The sequence below is a fragment of the Candidatus Marinimicrobia bacterium CG08_land_8_20_14_0_20_45_22 genome, assembly GCA_002774355.1.
Taxonomy (GTDB): Bacteria; Fidelibacterota; UBA2242; order UBA2242; family UBA2242; genus 0-14-0-20-45-22.
This window is the reverse complement of sequence record PEYN01000017.1, coordinates 1-16,268: the sequence shown is the minus strand read 5'-3', so window position 1 is coordinate 16,268 and position 16,268 is coordinate 1. Positions and strand designations below refer to the sequence as shown.

The window sequence follows — 16,268 nt, the reverse complement described above, 5'->3', positions numbered from 1 at the left end:
TTTGCAACGTCATACGCCAATAAATGAAAAAGGGCGAGGTCATTCCCCACCCTTTTCCTAACAAATTCCCCGAATATTTTACTGAACCGTCTTGAGTTCGAACTCGGCGACGCTCTTCCATTTCAAATCCTTACCAGCAAGTTGAAAGGCTTGTTTGGCGGCAGACCTGTTTCCCAGACACCTTTCGGAAATTCCTAATTCGATCAGTGCCGGCGCCCAGTTGACTTTGAGTTTAAGGGCATTATTCGCAGACACTTTTGCCTCTTCACACTGTCCGAGTTTATTCTGAGCTGTTGCAAGCCTGAGCCAACTGGTTGTACTCTTAGAATCGAGTTGGACTGCTTTGGACAACACAGTTATTGCGTCCTTATAATTGTTCATTTCGATGTAGATAGCGCCCAACAATTCATAAGCCGTTTCGTAATCTACATTGATCTCAATGACTTTATTTAACGCGGGAATCGCATTTGAAAAATCCTTTAACTGGTAATAAATCTGACCGATGTTGATCCATCCGTCCAAGTATTGCGAATCGATATTTGTCGCCATCTCGAAAGATTTAAGCGCTTCTGGAATATTATTTAGTTTCGTCTGCGCTTTGCCCAATACTAAAAAAGCCTTGGGGTTATTTGGATTCTTCTCGATACACTTACTAATTAATCCTTGCGCTTTTGTGTAGTTCTTTTCATCGAGGTTAATGACTGCGCTAAGATAGTAAGAACGATAATCGTTAGAATCGAGACTAGCGGCTTGCTGAAATTTTTCAAGCGCTCCGGGGTAATTTTTCCTCTGCATCAGTTGTGCACCTTCGGATAAAACCTGTGAGATAAGGCTTTGGAAATTTTTCTTATATTTTTCTTCCGAAGGTTTCATCTGAATTGCTTTGTTCATATACTCGGCGGCACTGGAGTAATCTTGAAGTCTGACAAATACGACGCCGAGCGAATAATAGGCTTCAGCAAAACTTTTATTCTCTTTAATAATCTCCAGATATAACTTTTTGGCGCCTTGATAGTCGGCGCTCGCGACGAGTCGCGAGGCTTCCGAAAGTTTACTGATAAACGCCGCCATCGTGTTTCTGACGTCGCGATATTCCATGTTGGCGCGATCTAACTCGATTGCCTTATCGACATAGATTTTAGCATTATCTAGATCGCCCATTCCATAGTAAATCTTTCCCAAAAGGAAATTAGCGCCCGCATAATTCGGGTCTGCATCGACAATCGGTTTGCAGATGTCAAAAGCAGTCTGATACTCGCCTCTCTGAAGTGAATCGTACGCTTTGATCAGATCATCCGACCCTTGACCGAACGCAAGCACCGCGCCTAATAACACCATTAATACTGCCAAAACTTGTTTCATTGCTTTTCCTCTCTGATTCATCGGTTTTAAAATTTCCCATGACTAAACCGAGTGCCGAAGACGGGAGTCGAACCCGTACAGGCTATCGCCCACATGGCCCTCAACCATGCGTGTCTACCAATTCCACCACCTCGGCTTAAGACGATTAAGAAAGAACATCGACTTCCGATTTAATTCCCGGTCGGTGTCACAGGCGCTTCTCCTTGCTCCATACTACCCTGAGGAACTGAGAGAGTGGCAGAGGGAACGGTTTTTCTATCCGCTTCCTGTTTGATGATGCTGGTTGGTTCGCCTTTTGGAATCGATAGAAAACTGATCAGGACTGAAAGAACCATAAACGCAACGGCCAGACCTGTTGTCACTTTCGATAAAAACGTTACGGCTCCACGACCGCCGAACAAAGACCCTGAGCCGCCGAAACTTCCAAACGTTCCAGAAAGAGCATCTCCTTTGCTGGATTGCATCAAAATCGCTAATGTCAGTAAAATCGAAACAATAACAAAAATGACAATAAAAAGGGTATACACTATTTCTCCTTCTCTACTAAATATCTTTCAACAATCTCGGAAATTCCGACAAAATCCTGTTCCACCAAACTTGCGCCGCCGACTAAAAAACCGTCAATATCCTTTGCCTCAATTAAGGTTTTCGCATTAGACGGTTTGACACTTCCACCGTACAGAATCGTCATCGTTCCTGCATTCTCTGAACCATACTGATTTTTCAGCAATTGGCGGATAAACTGATGCGCTTCCGAGGCTTGTTCCGGAGTTGCAACAATTCCGGTTCCGATTGCCCAAACGGGTTCATAGGCGATCACACAAGACTTCAGTTGGTCGTCCGAAACGGCCGAGAACGCACCTTTAAACTGTCTTTCAAGCACGTTATGTGTCGCACCCGCTTGACGTTCTTCGAGTTTTTCGCCCAAACAAAGAATGGGTTTTAGCCCGATCTCCAGCGCGGCTGTCATTTTCTTTTGAATCAACTCGTCGGATTCATTGAAGATATGACGCCTTTCGGAATGCCCTAAAATCACGTATTGACATCCTGCAGATTTCAACATGCTTCCGGAAATTTCCCCAGTGAATGCACCGGATTTCTCGAAATACATATTCTGACCGCCGAGTTTTAAGGAAGTGATCTTTAACATTTCACTGATGTGAAAAAGCGACGTAAATGGCGGGCATAATATAACATCAGTTCGCTTAAGTTTCAACAGGTTTTTCGACAAGATAACGGCAAAATCGGCTGAAGATTGAACATCTTTATTCATTTTCCAGTTTGCTGCGACAATATATTTTTTCATAGTTCCTTTATTTGTTTGAAATTAATGTTACCGGAATCAGTTCCATACCACTTAAAAGTTCGAGCGAAGCGCCTCCGCCAGTAGAAACATGCGTTACTTTATCCATCAATCCGAATTTCTCCATCGCTGAAGCAGAATCTCCGCCGCCAACAACGGTAACAGCGCCTTTTTTAGTAATCTCAGCCAATTTGCGAGCGATAGTTTCGGTTCCGGTGGAAAATTTCTTCATTTCGAAGACCCCAACTGGACCATTCCATAAAACGGTCTTGCTCTTTTCGATGACTTCCGAAAATATAACCGAAGTCTCAGGTCCAATGTCAACTCCCATCTTGTCTTCTGGAATTTTATCAATCGAAACGACTTCGCAGGAAGCAGTTTCACTTACCTCATCCGCAATCACGACATCCTTTGGAAGAATAATCTGACAACCGAACTTTTTTGCTTTTTCGAGTATCTCTTTTGCTAACGCAATTTTATCTACTTCAAGAAGCGATTTCCCGATCTCATAACCCAGCGCTTTTAGAAAAGTGTATGCCATTCCGCCACCGATCAGGATGTTATCCACCTTCCCAAACAACCGTTCGATGATTTCGATCTTTCCAGTCACTTTCGCACCGCCCAAAACCGCAGTATAGGGTTTCGCTGGATTTTCCAGATAATCATGAAGATAATGCAATTCCTTCTCTAATAAATATCCGGCGGCTCTTTGCGGAATATACTGGCAAATCCCAGCCGTCGAAGCATGCGCCCGGTGACTTGTTCCAAAAGCGTCGTTGACGTAGATGTCAGCCAGATCAGCAAGTTTTGCGGAAAAATCGGGGTCGTTTTTCTCCTCTTCGGCATAAAAACGAAGGTTTTCCAAAAGCAGGACTTCGCCGTTTTGAAGCGAATTAACCAAACTTTTCACTTCGATGCCGATGCAGTCCGGCGAAAAATACACTTTGTTTCTGAGATATTTCTGAAGGCGTTCCGCGACGGGTTTTAGACTAAATTCCGGCGTTTTTTTCCCTTTCGGTCTGCCGAGATGCGACATCAAAATAACCCGCGCACCACCGGCGAGCAACTTTTGGATCGTCGGTAAAGCCGCCCGAATTCGGAAATCGTCTGTAATGTTCTGACTCTTGTCCAACGGAACGTTGAAATCGACGCGGATCAACACCCGCTTGCCTTCTACTTTGAGATCATCAATTGTCAATCTTGCCATATTTCACCTACTAGTTGTTACATGTTGATAAATAACCTAAGAGTTTAATTTTCTCTGCTAATTAATTCAAGAGAAAATTATAGAAAAATGGGATTACTCTGCCGCCGCGGCAGTAATTCCGATAATTTTTTTCATTCCACCTTCCCGTAAAACCTGCGCCGCGGCGTTCATCGTCGATCCAGTCGTGAATACATCGTCCACCAAAATGACCGTCTCAATTCCATCTTTATCAAAGCGTTTTCCAATTCCGAACGCCGCCTCCATGTTCTCTCTCCGCTCAATTGCATTCAGTTTTGTCTGAGTCTGTGTATTTTTAATGCGCCGAAGAATTCCCGTGTTAACAGGAATCTCGAGAACTTGACTTAGACCGGCTGAAATCAAATCGGACTGATTATACCCGCGCTCTCTCATTTTAATCGGATGAAGCGGAATTGGCGTTAAAACAGCAGAAAATACATCAATATTTTCTAAATGAAGAAATCCACTCATTCGAACTCCGAGTTCCACTCCAATCGACTGTTTACCCTGATATTTCAAAGCGTGTACGATCTTTTGAAACAGTTCGTCAAAAGCAAATACCGACATAACAACATCCAGATTTTCTGAGAAATTCCTACGGATACTCCTTCCCAGCGGGATTGGCTGAAGTTTATTCCAGCATTCATCGCAAACGACAGCTTTGTGATTTTCCAGACGTTGATTACACACCAAACATAATGGCGTAAAAAACAGAGATAGAATGCCACTGTATGCTTCCAAAAAGACGTTGTTCATCCGATAAATCGCTCCGATTATTTCTTATCAAATTGCCCGAATCGACAATTAATAAGAAATGTTGTCTCCCGTCGCTGTCGGCGTTATCCATCTTTCCCAGTTGGTGTCTTGTAGTTCGTTTCGGGCAGTCGAATGCACCAATTCCATACTCCCAAATCCGGTTTTATCGACAAAAGCAAAGATAATACCGCCTTCGATGTCGTGATAATACCAGATTTGATAAGGTTTCTTTTCCAATGAACTGGGGAATCTTTCGACTTCGGACGGCAGTCCGTAAATGATAAAAACTCGCCCCATATCTGTCTTCCATCCAGTCTGACCAGCGGTTCTGAATTGTTCGTTCGCATATTTCAGGCGATCTTCGAATTCCTGTTGGGCTTCATTGATTGGTGTTTGTGGAATTTTGTCACGCCGATCCCAGAAACGGGCAATGATTTGCCGTTTACCGGCTAAATCAGATTTACGGTACATTTTAATTTCTGTTTCTGTCGCAATATATTTCATTGGACCAAATTTTTCATCCAATTCCTTTTCAGACAGATTTTTTAAAATTTCTCCGTCATAAGCCGTTGATAAAAGATTGCGATTTTCTTCTTTGACTATATAGAAGCGCTTTGTATAGTTCGCCGTTTCTCCGGATTGTTCATCCACACATTCGAAATTCAAGTTGTATAATCCTGATGCCAGCGACGCAATGTTCAACCTATTAATCTCGACGGCAGAGTCGCCAGGCTTTATCTTGGATTTCCATTCCGACGAAAGAATTTCTTTTTGATTGAGATCGGTTACGGCATAATGGGTTTTATATGTCCCCGCGGAGTTCGGATCTTGCTGAAAATGATAAACTTCACAAAAAGAAAAAAGTGACGGACTTTTCATACCATAGATCGAACTAGCATTAGGAATAATGTCATAGCCGAAATACTTACTGAATTTGTTGCTTTTCTCGGTTTTGCTGATTTGGCTTCCGAAGTGGATATCGCTTATCTGGAGATGTTTCCCTGAATAAGCAGGAACGTTGATCTGCATCTCCTGTTTGTATTTAGCTCGTGTGTTAGTATCCGCAACAACCGTGATCAATTGATAAACACCCGGCTTAACCTGCAACGTAGAGATTTCAGGTATTTTCTGACTGGTAGCCACACGAACCGTATCCGATTTTTGGTCGATAATGATCCACTGATCCATCGCGACAACGGTGTCCAGTTGCGCCAGAGCGACGCGAATCAAAATTGTCGATTGAAACTTGTCTCCAACCGGCACAAATTTGAACAAATTCCGAGGAATCATGAAATAGACCTCGACGACATCCATCTCATCCGAAGCACGGAATGTCGCGTAATCTACATCGTATTCACCGGCAAACGCGAAAAATGATGCCGACAGCGAAATTACGAACGCTAAAAAAGCAATATGTAATTTTTTCATAGGTTACTCCAATTTTGCAGAGATTATTTGTGAAACTCCTTTTTCAGCCATCGTTACGCCGTATAACACATCGGCAATACTCATCGTCGATTTGTTATGCGTAACAATGATAAACTGAGTTTTATCCGAAAAAGTTTTAAGAACATTTGTAAATCGGGAAGTGTTTTGATCGTCTAGCGGCGCATCGACTTCATCCAAGATACAAAACGGACTTGGCTTCACCTGATAAATCGCAAACAGCAACGCGATCGCCGTCAGCGCCTTCTCACCAGCCGATAGCATTTTAAGAGATCGCAGTTTTTTGCCGCTCGGACACGCCCAAATTTCGATCTGAGATTCCAGCGGATCGGGATCGCCGATCAATTTAACATCCGCTTCTCCCCCTGCGAAGAAAATGGAAAATGTAGAGTGAAAATTTTGGCGGATTTTTTCAAAAATCTCGACGTATTGTTCCCTCGCAACATTGTCAATTTGAAGGATAACTTCATTTAAACCTTTCTCCGAGGTGACCAGATCGTCGCGCTGTTCGGATAAGAATTTGAACCGCGTGTTTTCCTGTTTGTATTCATCCTTTACTGCCATATTTACCATGCCAATCATTTCCAGATTCCGCTTGTATCGTTCCACATCGCGGCGAAGCGCCTCTTCGTCTGGCAATGAGTCTGGCATTTCATCCGGCACATTTCGGTTGTATTTCTCGAAAAGAACAGAGCGAATTTCACTGTCAGCGGCTTTATACTCGGAAAAAGCCAATTCCATTTTCTTTAATTCTTCCGACAAATTCTCTTTGTTCCGGCGAGTTTCCGTCGACCTGTCGTTCAAACTTTGTTGATTCGATCGTAAGCGCTGGTGTGCCGATTGAATTACAATGAAAGATTGTTCAGCTTTTGTCAAGTGATCGGAAATTTTCTTTATCTCAGCGCCATTCGATTCGATTTTCAGATCAATTTCTAACTTCGACTGAATGTCCTTATTCTTCTCCTGAATCGCGGCATTGCGGATATTCGAGAGGTTAGAAATCGACCGGTCGGCAGATTCAAAACCGGCAACGAGATTCCGATAATTGTTTTCGAGATTGACGAGTTCAATACGAACATTTTGAATCCGGATGTTCTGCTCATCAAGCGAAGATTTTACTTTTGAAAGGCTTTCTTTCTTCTCAAGAATAGCCGCGTCAAAGGAAGTTATTTTAGTGGAAATCGAGTCGTTTTCGGGATTTTCACGCTTCAATTTTTCATTAAAATTTTCCAGCGCAATTGAAATAGAGATTTTGCTTTCATTCAGATTTTTCCGGATACCGTTTGATTGAGATAATAGCGATTCGACGGCGCGGCGTTTTTCTTCATCATTCTGAAGTATTTCCTCAAATTTCGCAATTTCGCTCTTAAGTGCATTTCGGTTCGCAGTGACTTGACGAAGATCGGAACTGATTTTGCTAATCTGACTGACGATTCCTTCCCTCTCTGTTTTCAGTGCGTCGTATTTTTTCTCAAATTCATACAATTTCTGATTTCTGCCAACGAGCGCACTAGATTCTGAGGTCTCGGAGCCGCCTGTAAAAAAGCCGTTTGCATCTCGAAACCTGCCACGAGATGTGATGAACGACAGGTTCAAATATTTCTTTTCCTGGATCAGAGATTCAAATTCGTCATCGTTGCAGACGTAGATGGAACCGAATAAAAAGTCTTTCAATCTGGATAGCGACGAACCGCATTTAATAAATTGGCTCAATGGCTTAAATTCTTTGGCTGAGAATTTTTCTTTTTCAGAGTTATGAAAATCAATATCGAGCGGAATGACGGACACTCTTCCTTTTCCCACAGAAGACAACTTTTCAAGCGCGCGAAGTGCGTCTGATTGCGAATCGGCAACGAGCAGTCGGGAAATATCTTTAATGACCGTTTCGACAGCGAGATAATAAGTAGAATCAACCGATATCAGATCGGAGAACGCGCCCTGAATGCCGGGGAAATCGCTCAGATGATCAAGTACGAACTGCAAACCGGGCGCAAATCCTTCCTTCGTTTGAATAATTCCGGAATAAAACGAGATGCGGTTCGAGAGTTTATCCATCTCGGATTCAACTTTCCGGAGTTCATCCCGAAGTTTTTGCTCTTGATCGGATAATTCCTGAAAACGCTCGTCTTCGCGGTAAAGTCCATTTTTGCGCTGATCCAGTTCATAAGTTGATTGACTGATTTTTCCTCGAATTTCCTCGATTTGTACTGCGCTTCGTTCGTCAACCTTATCCTGTTCGGCAATTCGATTTAGAACCGCTTGCAAATCATTGCCGCGTTGCCGGATATTCTCTTTCAGACTCGAAATCCGCACGGAAAATTCGGTTTGCTGTCGAAAAAGTGCATACCGCTCGTCTTGCAAAGTTTGTAATTCTTTTTCGATCGCTTTATATTGCTGATCAACAGCGCCTACCGCTTCGGAAATATTTTTGAATTCTTCCCGTTTTTTCACAAGACTTTCGCCAGTTTCCGCCTGTTGTTTTTTAAGAGCGATTTTCCGCTCCTCTGCAAGGGAAATATTTTTTGTATGCGTTTCAATTTCGTTGGACAACCGGCTGACCGTTTGAGTGATATTTCGGTGTTGCTCTTTAAGTAACAAATCGCTTGTTCCCAGTTGACTTCCGGTTGAGCGAAGTGAATTCACGGTGTCTGTTTGTTGCTGAAGAACTTCCTCTTTTTCTTCGATCTCCGACTGATTTTCATTCCAATTGCGCTCCAGAATCGCCAATTCACTAACACAGCGGTCGAAGGATTCCTGCTTCGCCCGGAAGTTTTGTTGAATCGGCTCACTTTTCAAGCGGATATTCAGAATTTTTCGCATCGCTAACAAGACTTCGGATTCGATGAGATTCTGTGTAATTTCCTGATATTTTTCATATCGGTGAAGTTGTCGTTTGAGGTTTTTTACTACCGAATCGACTTCCGCGATAATGTCGTTCAACCTCAGCAAATCCTCGCGAGTCGCCTCTAATTTTCGGATGGCGGCTTTTCGTTGAATTCGATATTTATTGACGCCAGCCGCTTCCTCGAACAGACGTTTTCGTTCTTCCGGCGTTTCGCTGAGAATGTCTTCGATCATTTTTAGTTCGATGATGGAATAAGCATTTGCGCCCATCCCAGTATCGATAAATAGGTCGGTGATGTCTTTCAACCGGCAAAGATTTTTATTGATAAAATACTCGCTCTCGCCGTTCCGGTACAGCCTGCGCGTGATGGTCACGTCAGATAATTCGACCGCCGTTCGACTCGTGACGTCGTGGATCGTTAACGAGACTTCCGCCATATTGAGCGGTCGTTTCATTGATGTACCATTGAAGATCACGTCAGTATTCCGGTCGGCGCGCAACACGCTGGATTTTTGTTCGCCAATTACCCACCGCAAGGAATCAACAATATTCGTTTTGCCACAGCCATTCGGTCCAACGATAGAAGTGATTCCGCGCCCGAACTCGATCTCTGAGCGTTTTAAAAAGGATTTAAATCCGTATAAACTCAGTTTTGAAATGTACATACAGACTAACTTTTAGTAGCGCTTAAGTCCAGATTTTCCGTAAACAACATATCTTCATTCACTTAATCTTTCCAATGACGCTTTGGTTCCTCCAACATTTAACTTTCTCCCGACGTCAACGGGATGTAATCTTGATCTATCCCGGCGGCCAGTTTAATTTTCTTCCACCGAGAACGTGCAGATGAATATGAAAAACATCCTGGCCGGAATCGCGACCACAATTGAAAACCAGCCGATAGCCGGACTCAGAAATTTTTTCCTGCTTGGCAACGATATTCGCAACCGCAACCATTTTCCCGATCAGCGCTTCGTCTTCCGGTTGGACGTCGCTGACTTTCGGGATATGCTTCTTCGGGATGACGAGAAAATGGATCGGCGCGCGCGGATGAATATCCCGAAAAGCAACGATCTCGTCCGATTCATATAAAAATTCCGTCCCAAATTGTCCGGAGGCAATTTTACAAAAAATGCAATCTTCGTTCACTTCAAACCTCTCTGCTGTGAATAATATTGGTAAAGTTGAGAGATCATCACCGTCGTAGCCAGTTCCGTCCGAAGCCGATACGGGAACAGATTGACAGCCGAAAATCTCGCCGCTCGGCAAAGATCGAGTTTTTCACCGCTTAATCCGCCTTCCGGACCGATTAGCGCCGCAATTCGATCGGTCTCATGCGGTTGAGGAACGAGCGCCGGCAACGAAAGAGAATCATCCTTTTCGGCGACGAGTTTGACCTCATAATCTTTCACGATATTGAACCAATCCGCCAGACGGATAAGTCCACCGACTTCCGGTAAATAGCCACATCCGCTCTGCTTGACCGAATTTAAAACGATTTTTCTCATCCGTCCAGGGTTGACATTTTGCTTGACCGAATGTTGCGTCATCAACGGATGGATCGCACGAACGCCGAGCGCCGAAACGGTAGTCAATAATTCGTCCAATGCGGCATTTTTCACAAGACAAATTCCAAGATGAATTTCAGGAAGGATTCGGCGCAGTTTCGGTCGTTGCTGATGAACCAAGCATTCGATTGTGTCTTTGTTTATTAGGGAAATTTCGGCTTCATATTGATTTCCATTTCCATCGAAAAGTAAGATAACGTCGCCGACTCTTTTCCGAAGAACTCGACAGCAATGGTCGCGCTCTTCACCTCTGAGAATGGCGTGCCGGTCATGCACTTCATCCGGCTGAACATAGAATTGGAAATCATGCATTTAGTACTTTTTTCCAAATCCTATCTTTACGATTAATCCGCTATAATTTTTCATACCCGCGTACGGAACGACAAGCTCGTTGGATTCATTGTAGTAAGTCTCAGCCTGATCGAGCGGCTTTGAAAATCGAATCGTTTCATAACCAAAATAAAATGATACGATCGCTGACGGGCCGTACGCGAAATCGACACCCGCGCCAATTCTCAGCGCACCGGTATAAGCAACATCGATTTGCTTCATCCTATCGACGAAATCGGGAATGTTCGGCGGATCGAACGCCACAACCGGGCCAGCAGAAAAATCGACAAATGGTCGGAAATTATTTGCCAGTTGATCCGCAAACAAGATTCGTTTATATCCGAAAAAAATCGGCATGAGCACAAGACGGCGTTTATCTGTCCGTTCGTAATAATATCCCGTATACCAATCGTAAATCGGATAATCAGCGGAGCCTTTAACCATGAGTAAATCGGTTTGAATAGTTATCCAGTTCGAGGTACCAAACATCCATTCGTAAAATCCGCCCACACCGGAACCGCGATCCGCTGTGATTAAAGTTAGTCCGGCAAAATGACGGTGAATTTCCTTCGTCGCAAATTTAGTTTGTGCGTCCGCCAGACCAGCAAAACACAGTGTCAGAAGAACCATGTATATCAAATTAATTTTTTTTGTTCTCATCATCGGTCTTGACCTTTTTCTCTCTATTTCCGGCTGAATTTACATTATCATCCGAGAATCCAAAAGATTTTTGCGGTAAGCGGTTTTAAGAAAAGGCATGCGGATATTCAATGAGACGATTATCCGAGACACGTATTTTTTAAAGACAACCCAATTTGGATATGTTATCCGAAGAATATTTCGTTAAATTTCCACGAATTTTGAAAGTCAATAGTATGTTAGTTAGTAAAGTTCACTTCATGAAAATGACCCGCGGTGAACCAATCGACCGAACGAAGAATCGCCTGAAAATCTTGTTTAAAAAAGCGGGATTAGACGAGATTATCTCACCCAGTGAATTCGTCGCGAACGGTGCAAAACTTTTTGTGGCAGTGCAATTAGCACATGCCGAACAATTGGGACTCGGATTTCGAAAATATCATTTGATCGAATAGAAAAACTGATTCTGACGAGAGCGAATCAACTGCTTCACACAGTTCATATTAGAAAGAAAGGATTTTTAAGATAAAATGTTTACGATCATCATGCTTCAAGTTATTGGCGTGGCGTTGCTCTATATTGGGGCTGAAGGTCTTGTCAAAGGCGGTAGTTCGGTTTCACTCCGCTGGGGACTCAGCCCGCTTTTCGTCGGATTGACTATTGTCGCTTTTGGAACCAGCGCCCCGGAATTAGTCGTTTCTATCGAAGCCGCCACCGACATGCACGGCGCGATATCCATTGGGAATGTCCTCGGCTCGAATATTTTCAACATCGCCGTCATTTTGGGATTGTCTGCGCTGATTTGTCCGGTGAAAATCCACCGTCAGCTCGTTATCATCGATATGCCGATTCTGATCGGTGTTTCCGTTCTGTTCTTCATCATCTTTTTAGATTTTCAGGTTACACGCTTGGAGGGACTTAGTCTCTTTCTGGGAATCGTTGGTTACACGACTTTCAGCCTGATTTACGCTAAAAAGCAATATCAAAAAGGAATCGAATTTATCCACGAAGACGACATTCCCAAACCGACGCGAAGCGTGACGATGGATTTCCTTTTCATCACCGGAGGTCTGGGTGCGTTGATTCTGGGCTCGCATTTTTTCGTTAAAGGGGCCATTGGAATGGCGCGCATTCTCAGTATCAGCGAAGCCGTCATCGGGTTGACGATTGTCTCGGTCGGAACGAGTCTGCCGGAACTGGCGACTTCTATCGTGGCCGCTTTTCGTAAAGAAACCGATATCGCGGTTGGAAATATCGTCGGGTCGAATATTTTCAACCTACTGGCGATCGTTGGAATCGCGTCGCTGGTTCATCCGATCGACGGAACCGGCATCGCAATGACGGATATGTTTGTAATGATCATGACCGCCGTGCTCCTGCTCCCACTGATGCGAACAGGCTATACAATTAAACGATTGGAAGGCGCACTTCTGCTACTCGTTTACACTGGTTATCTATTCTATCTCTGGCCGAAATAAATATGAAAGATTAAACCCCGTTTTTGGGGGAAAGATACAAAGAGAAAAGATTTGGAAACTTCTGTCATTTTAAAAACGGGGCGCGAACGGTCGCTTCTGCGTTTCCATCCATGGGTATTTTCCGGCGCAATTCATTCCGTTTCGGGTTCGCCCGTCAGCGGCGATACCGTTGATGTTTTTTCAACCGATAAACGATTTCTGGGGCGCGGCGCTTTTTCCCCGCAGTCACAGATCACCGTCCGAATGTGGACATTTAATGCCGACGAACCAATTAACGAACGGTTTTTCGCCGGTCGTCTTCAGCACGCGATCGATTCCCGTAAAGATTTCCTCGCCGATCCAGAAACTACGGCTTTTCGTTTAGTCAACGCCGAATCCGACGGTTTGCCCGGATTAATCGTCGATAAGTACGGCGGTTTTCTCGTCTGTCAATTTCTCACCGCCGGAGCCGAAAAATGGAAAAATGAGATCATTGCACAACTGAACACGCTGATTCCCAATGCCGGAATCTATGAGCGTTCGGACGTCGAAGTCCGCGAAAAGGAAGGTTTGCCGCTCGTTGCCGGTGTTCTTGCCGGAGCCGAACCGCCCGATCTCATCGAAATCCTGGAAAACGGTCTGAAATTTCTCGTCGATGTGAAAACCGGACATAAAACCGGTTTCTACTTGGATCAACGCGAAAATCGAAAACTTATTGGCAGATATTCATCGAATGTTGAAATGTTGAACTGCTTTTCTTACACCGGTGGATTTGGAATATTCGCACTCAAAAATGACGCCGCGCATGTTACCAACATTGACGCCTCGGCGACTGCGCTTGAAATCAGTCTTGAAAATGCCAAACGCAATGAATTGCCGACCGACCGGATTGAAAATGTCGCCGGCGACGTTTTTCAAGTCCTGCGCGAATACCGGAACGCCAACCGAATGTTCGATCTGATCGTTCTTGATCCGCCTAAATTTGCCGAATCAAAAAGCAATCTCGAACGTGCCGCTCGCGGCTACAAAGACATCAATCTGCTGGCGTTCAAACTTCTCCGGAAAAATGGCATTCTGTTCACATTTTCCTGTTCAGGACTGATGACGCCGGAACTATTTCAAAAGATCGTCGCCGACGCGGCTCTTGACGCCAAACGCAATGCGCAAATCATCAGACGGCTCACACAGGCGCCCGACCATCCGACCGCGCTCGCTTTCCCCGAAGGGACTTACCTGAAGGGACTCGTCTGCCGGGCGGAATGAGTGGTTTTGCCTTAAAAACAATCGCTTTATCTGGATCGCGACGATTTTATTTACAATCTCATCCGGCTCTGGCAGATTGTCGACGTCTTACAGAGTTTCGATACTAATGAAGAAGCGTCGGTCATAATATTAATTATCCTTGTTAATCAGGTTGATGATCACTTTAACAATCAGGTCTTTTTCCTTCGGATCACTTTGGGCAACTAGCAGGCAGAGTGCAGTCAGAGCATTATCAGCAATCCGTTTGCTACCATCGGCATTATAAAGCCAGCGGTTCTGTTCCAGAAACCAGAGAAACAGAGCTCCGGCAATGCGCTTATTACCATCAATAAAAGGATGATTCTTAATCAGGAAATAGAGCAGATGTGCGGCTTTTTCTTCAATGCTCGGGTAAGCGTCCTGTCCGCCAACAGTCTGATATACTGAAGCGATGATCCCATGTAAAATCTTGCCGCGCTCTTTGCCATATAGATTGCCGCGTTCCGGTTTCCGGGATTCAATATCTATCAAATCCTGTAAGGCTGAACATGCCTTATCATAATCCAGTTTATAACGCTCATTCCGATTTACATTCCGAATTGTCAGATTCTGGCGATCATATCCATCCAACATATCCAGGGCGTGCGCATAATCCCGGATTACTTGTACAATCCCCTTAGCTTCGGTATCGGTCAATGTCCGGTTTTCCACAACCCGCTGGAAAATCTCAACGCTGTCTTTTAATCTCCGGAAATTTTCCCGCGCCTCCTGTAACCGTTTTTCATTGACCGTATAGCCTTGAATGATATGCTGTTTCAGAACATTAGTCGCCCAGATGCGGAATTGGGTGCCGCGCCTTGAATTGACCCTATAACCAACCGAGATAATCATATCCAGGTTAAAGTATTCAAGATTTCTGATAACTTCTCGATCCCCTTCAGTCTGAACTGTCTCAAAAAACAAGACAGTTGAGTTCCGGACCAATTCGCTTTCACGGTAAATGTTATTTATATGTCGTGAAATTGTCTTATAACTTTTCCCAAATAAATCGCCCATTTGTTTTTGTGTCAACCAGACCGTCTCTTCTTCGAGATGAACTTCCAGCGCCGGCAACCCTTCGGGCGGCTGGTAAATAATGATTTTGTCGTTGGTTTCTATCATTTATTCAACTCCTCTTTTTTAACGCAACAATTTTACTTTAACATTTACCGTATTTGTGTGCAAAACAAGCGTTAATGTTGATCGGATTTTCACTTTGAGCTCAGTAAAGCAATAAATTAATTCGTTCTCCTTTTCTCCGCTCTTATCCTCTATAGTAGTTTTCCTGTCGTTTTCTTACATAATCAACCCGGTTCAGTATCATCCCATGTAGAATAACTAATCTTTTTTTCAATCTTACTTATTGCTTCAATTGATGATGCCCCTTTAATGTCTCCAATCTCCTCAACTCTAAAACTTAGTCCGTATGCGGATGAAAATCTACGAATAATATTAGGAGCTTGGGAATCGATTTTCAAGTCAACAGGTATAGGTATTTCAACAAAATCCGGTCTGCTGATACCAGTATTTTCTAAATAAATAAATTTATTCATAACGGTATTTCGGTAATATTCTATTTCATAACCTCCACCAGTAATAAATATTGGAACTCCCTGTTTCCATTCTTGTGCGCGTGGATTTTGATCTTTTTTTACTTTTGTTATAACTCCAGCAATTAATTTATTTAGGTCAAATTGAAATTCTTTATCAGCCTTTGAAATGAGAGGTTTTTCATCGCTTAGAATATATTCAAAAATATCTGGAATCGGGTCCATGCAATCTTTAATCTGCAATAATTTTTGAATTCTTTCTTGTTCAATGTCAGGTAGAGATTTCAACCTTTTCAGATGCCTAGACAGAACGCCAAATCCTCCTATATCAGCCCATAATATTCTGTATACTCTATCTTGCTCTTTTTTTTTAAAGAGATTAAACATTGAAATATCGACAGTGGAAGCACCGACATCGATTAGAAAGAACATCCCGTCTCTTCTCATTCTTGATTGAGCATATCCGACAACTGCCGCTATTATTTCGGGAATAGAATTAACATTAT

15 protein-coding genes and 1 tRNA gene are annotated in these 16,268 nt (G+C 43.6%); 3 read left to right on the top strand and 13 right to left on the bottom strand.

Annotated features, from left to right (window positions below; translation table 11 throughout):
• Positions 1–78: 78 nt before the first annotated feature.
• From COT43_00975 to COT43_00925, 11 genes are all read right to left on the bottom strand, one after another.
• A complete protein-coding gene (locus COT43_00975) occupies positions 79–1,383 on the bottom strand; it encodes a hypothetical protein (protein PIS30778.1) in 1,305 nt (434 codons plus the stop codon).
• Between the two features lie 31 nt (positions 1,384–1,414).
• A tRNA-Leu gene (locus COT43_00970) sits at positions 1,415–1,498 on the bottom strand.
• Between the two features lie 34 nt (positions 1,499–1,532).
• Complete coding sequence (gene secG, locus COT43_00965) at positions 1,533–1,913, bottom strand: preprotein translocase subunit SecG (GenBank protein PIS30777.1); 381 nt, start codon at positions 1,911–1,913, stop codon at positions 1,533–1,535.
• Positions 1,889–2,668 (bottom strand): triose-phosphate isomerase, encoded by a 780-nt coding sequence (locus tag COT43_00960; protein PIS30776.1) that lies wholly within the window; start codon positions 2,666–2,668, stop codon positions 1,889–1,891. Before COT43_00960 ends, secG begins: the two co-directional genes overlap by 25 nt.
• A 7-nt stretch (positions 2,669–2,675) precedes the next feature.
• Positions 2,676–3,872: a phosphoglycerate kinase gene (gene pgk / locus COT43_00955; protein ID PIS30775.1), complete on the bottom strand. Its 1,197-nt coding sequence runs from the start codon at positions 3,870–3,872 to the stop codon at positions 2,676–2,678.
• A gap of 93 nt (positions 3,873–3,965) precedes the next feature.
• Complete coding sequence (locus COT43_00950) at positions 3,966–4,646, bottom strand: hypothetical protein (GenBank protein ID PIS30774.1); 681 nt, start codon at positions 4,644–4,646, stop codon at positions 3,966–3,968.
• Between the two features lie 48 nt (positions 4,647–4,694).
• The gene (locus tag COT43_00945; GenBank protein PIS30773.1) at positions 4,695–6,074 is read right to left on the bottom strand and encodes a hypothetical protein; all 1,380 of its coding nucleotides are present in this window, start codon (positions 6,072–6,074) and stop codon (positions 4,695–4,697) included.
• A gap of 3 nt (positions 6,075–6,077) precedes the next feature.
• Positions 6,078–9,602: a chromosome segregation protein SMC gene (gene smc / locus COT43_00940; GenBank protein PIS30772.1), complete on the bottom strand. Its 3,525-nt coding sequence runs from the start codon at positions 9,600–9,602 to the stop codon at positions 6,078–6,080.
• A gap of 136 nt (positions 9,603–9,738) precedes the next feature.
• A complete protein-coding gene (locus COT43_00935; protein ID PIS30771.1) occupies positions 9,739–10,086 on the bottom strand; it encodes a histidine triad nucleotide-binding protein in 348 nt (115 codons plus the stop codon).
• The gene (locus tag COT43_00930; GenBank protein PIS30770.1) at positions 10,083–10,817 is read right to left on the bottom strand and encodes a hypothetical protein; all 735 of its coding nucleotides are present in this window, start codon (positions 10,815–10,817) and stop codon (positions 10,083–10,085) included. The genes COT43_00935 and COT43_00930 overlap by 4 nt, the downstream gene beginning before the upstream one ends.
• The gene (locus COT43_00925; GenBank protein PIS30769.1) at positions 10,818–11,498 is read right to left on the bottom strand and encodes a hypothetical protein; all 681 of its coding nucleotides are present in this window, start codon (positions 11,496–11,498) and stop codon (positions 10,818–10,820) included.
• A 158-nt stretch (positions 11,499–11,656) separates the two neighbouring features.
• Here COT43_00925 and COT43_00920 point away from each other — a divergent pair, with 158 nt between their 5' ends.
• From COT43_00920 to COT43_00910, 3 genes are all read left to right on the top strand, one after another.
• Entirely contained in the window at positions 11,657–11,929 is a 273-nt protein-coding gene (locus COT43_00920) for a hypothetical protein (GenBank protein ID PIS30768.1), read from the top strand.
• 75 nt (positions 11,930–12,004) lie between these two features.
• Complete coding sequence (locus COT43_00915; GenBank protein PIS30767.1) at positions 12,005–12,952, top strand: calcium:proton exchanger; 948 nt, start codon at positions 12,005–12,007, stop codon at positions 12,950–12,952.
• Positions 12,953–13,003: 51 nt separating this feature from the next.
• Positions 13,004–14,194 carry a 23S rRNA (cytosine(1962)-C(5))-methyltransferase RlmI gene (locus tag COT43_00910; protein ID PIS30766.1) on the top strand — a complete coding sequence of 397 codons (1,191 nt, stop codon included), beginning with the start codon at positions 13,004–13,006 and terminating at the stop codon, positions 14,192–14,194.
• Positions 14,195–14,323: 129 nt separating this feature from the next.
• Here COT43_00910 and COT43_00905 read toward each other — a convergent pair whose 3' ends face one another.
• Together COT43_00905 and COT43_00900 are read right to left on the bottom strand one after the other, a co-directional pair.
• The gene (locus COT43_00905; protein ID PIS30791.1) at positions 14,324–15,331 is read right to left on the bottom strand and encodes a cytochrome C biogenesis protein CycH; all 1,008 of its coding nucleotides are present in this window, start codon (positions 15,329–15,331) and stop codon (positions 14,324–14,326) included.
• A 185-nt stretch (positions 15,332–15,516) separates the two neighbouring features.
• On the bottom strand, positions 15,517–16,268 hold a 752-nt coding region (locus COT43_00900), incomplete at its 5' end, for a hypothetical protein (GenBank protein ID PIS30765.1).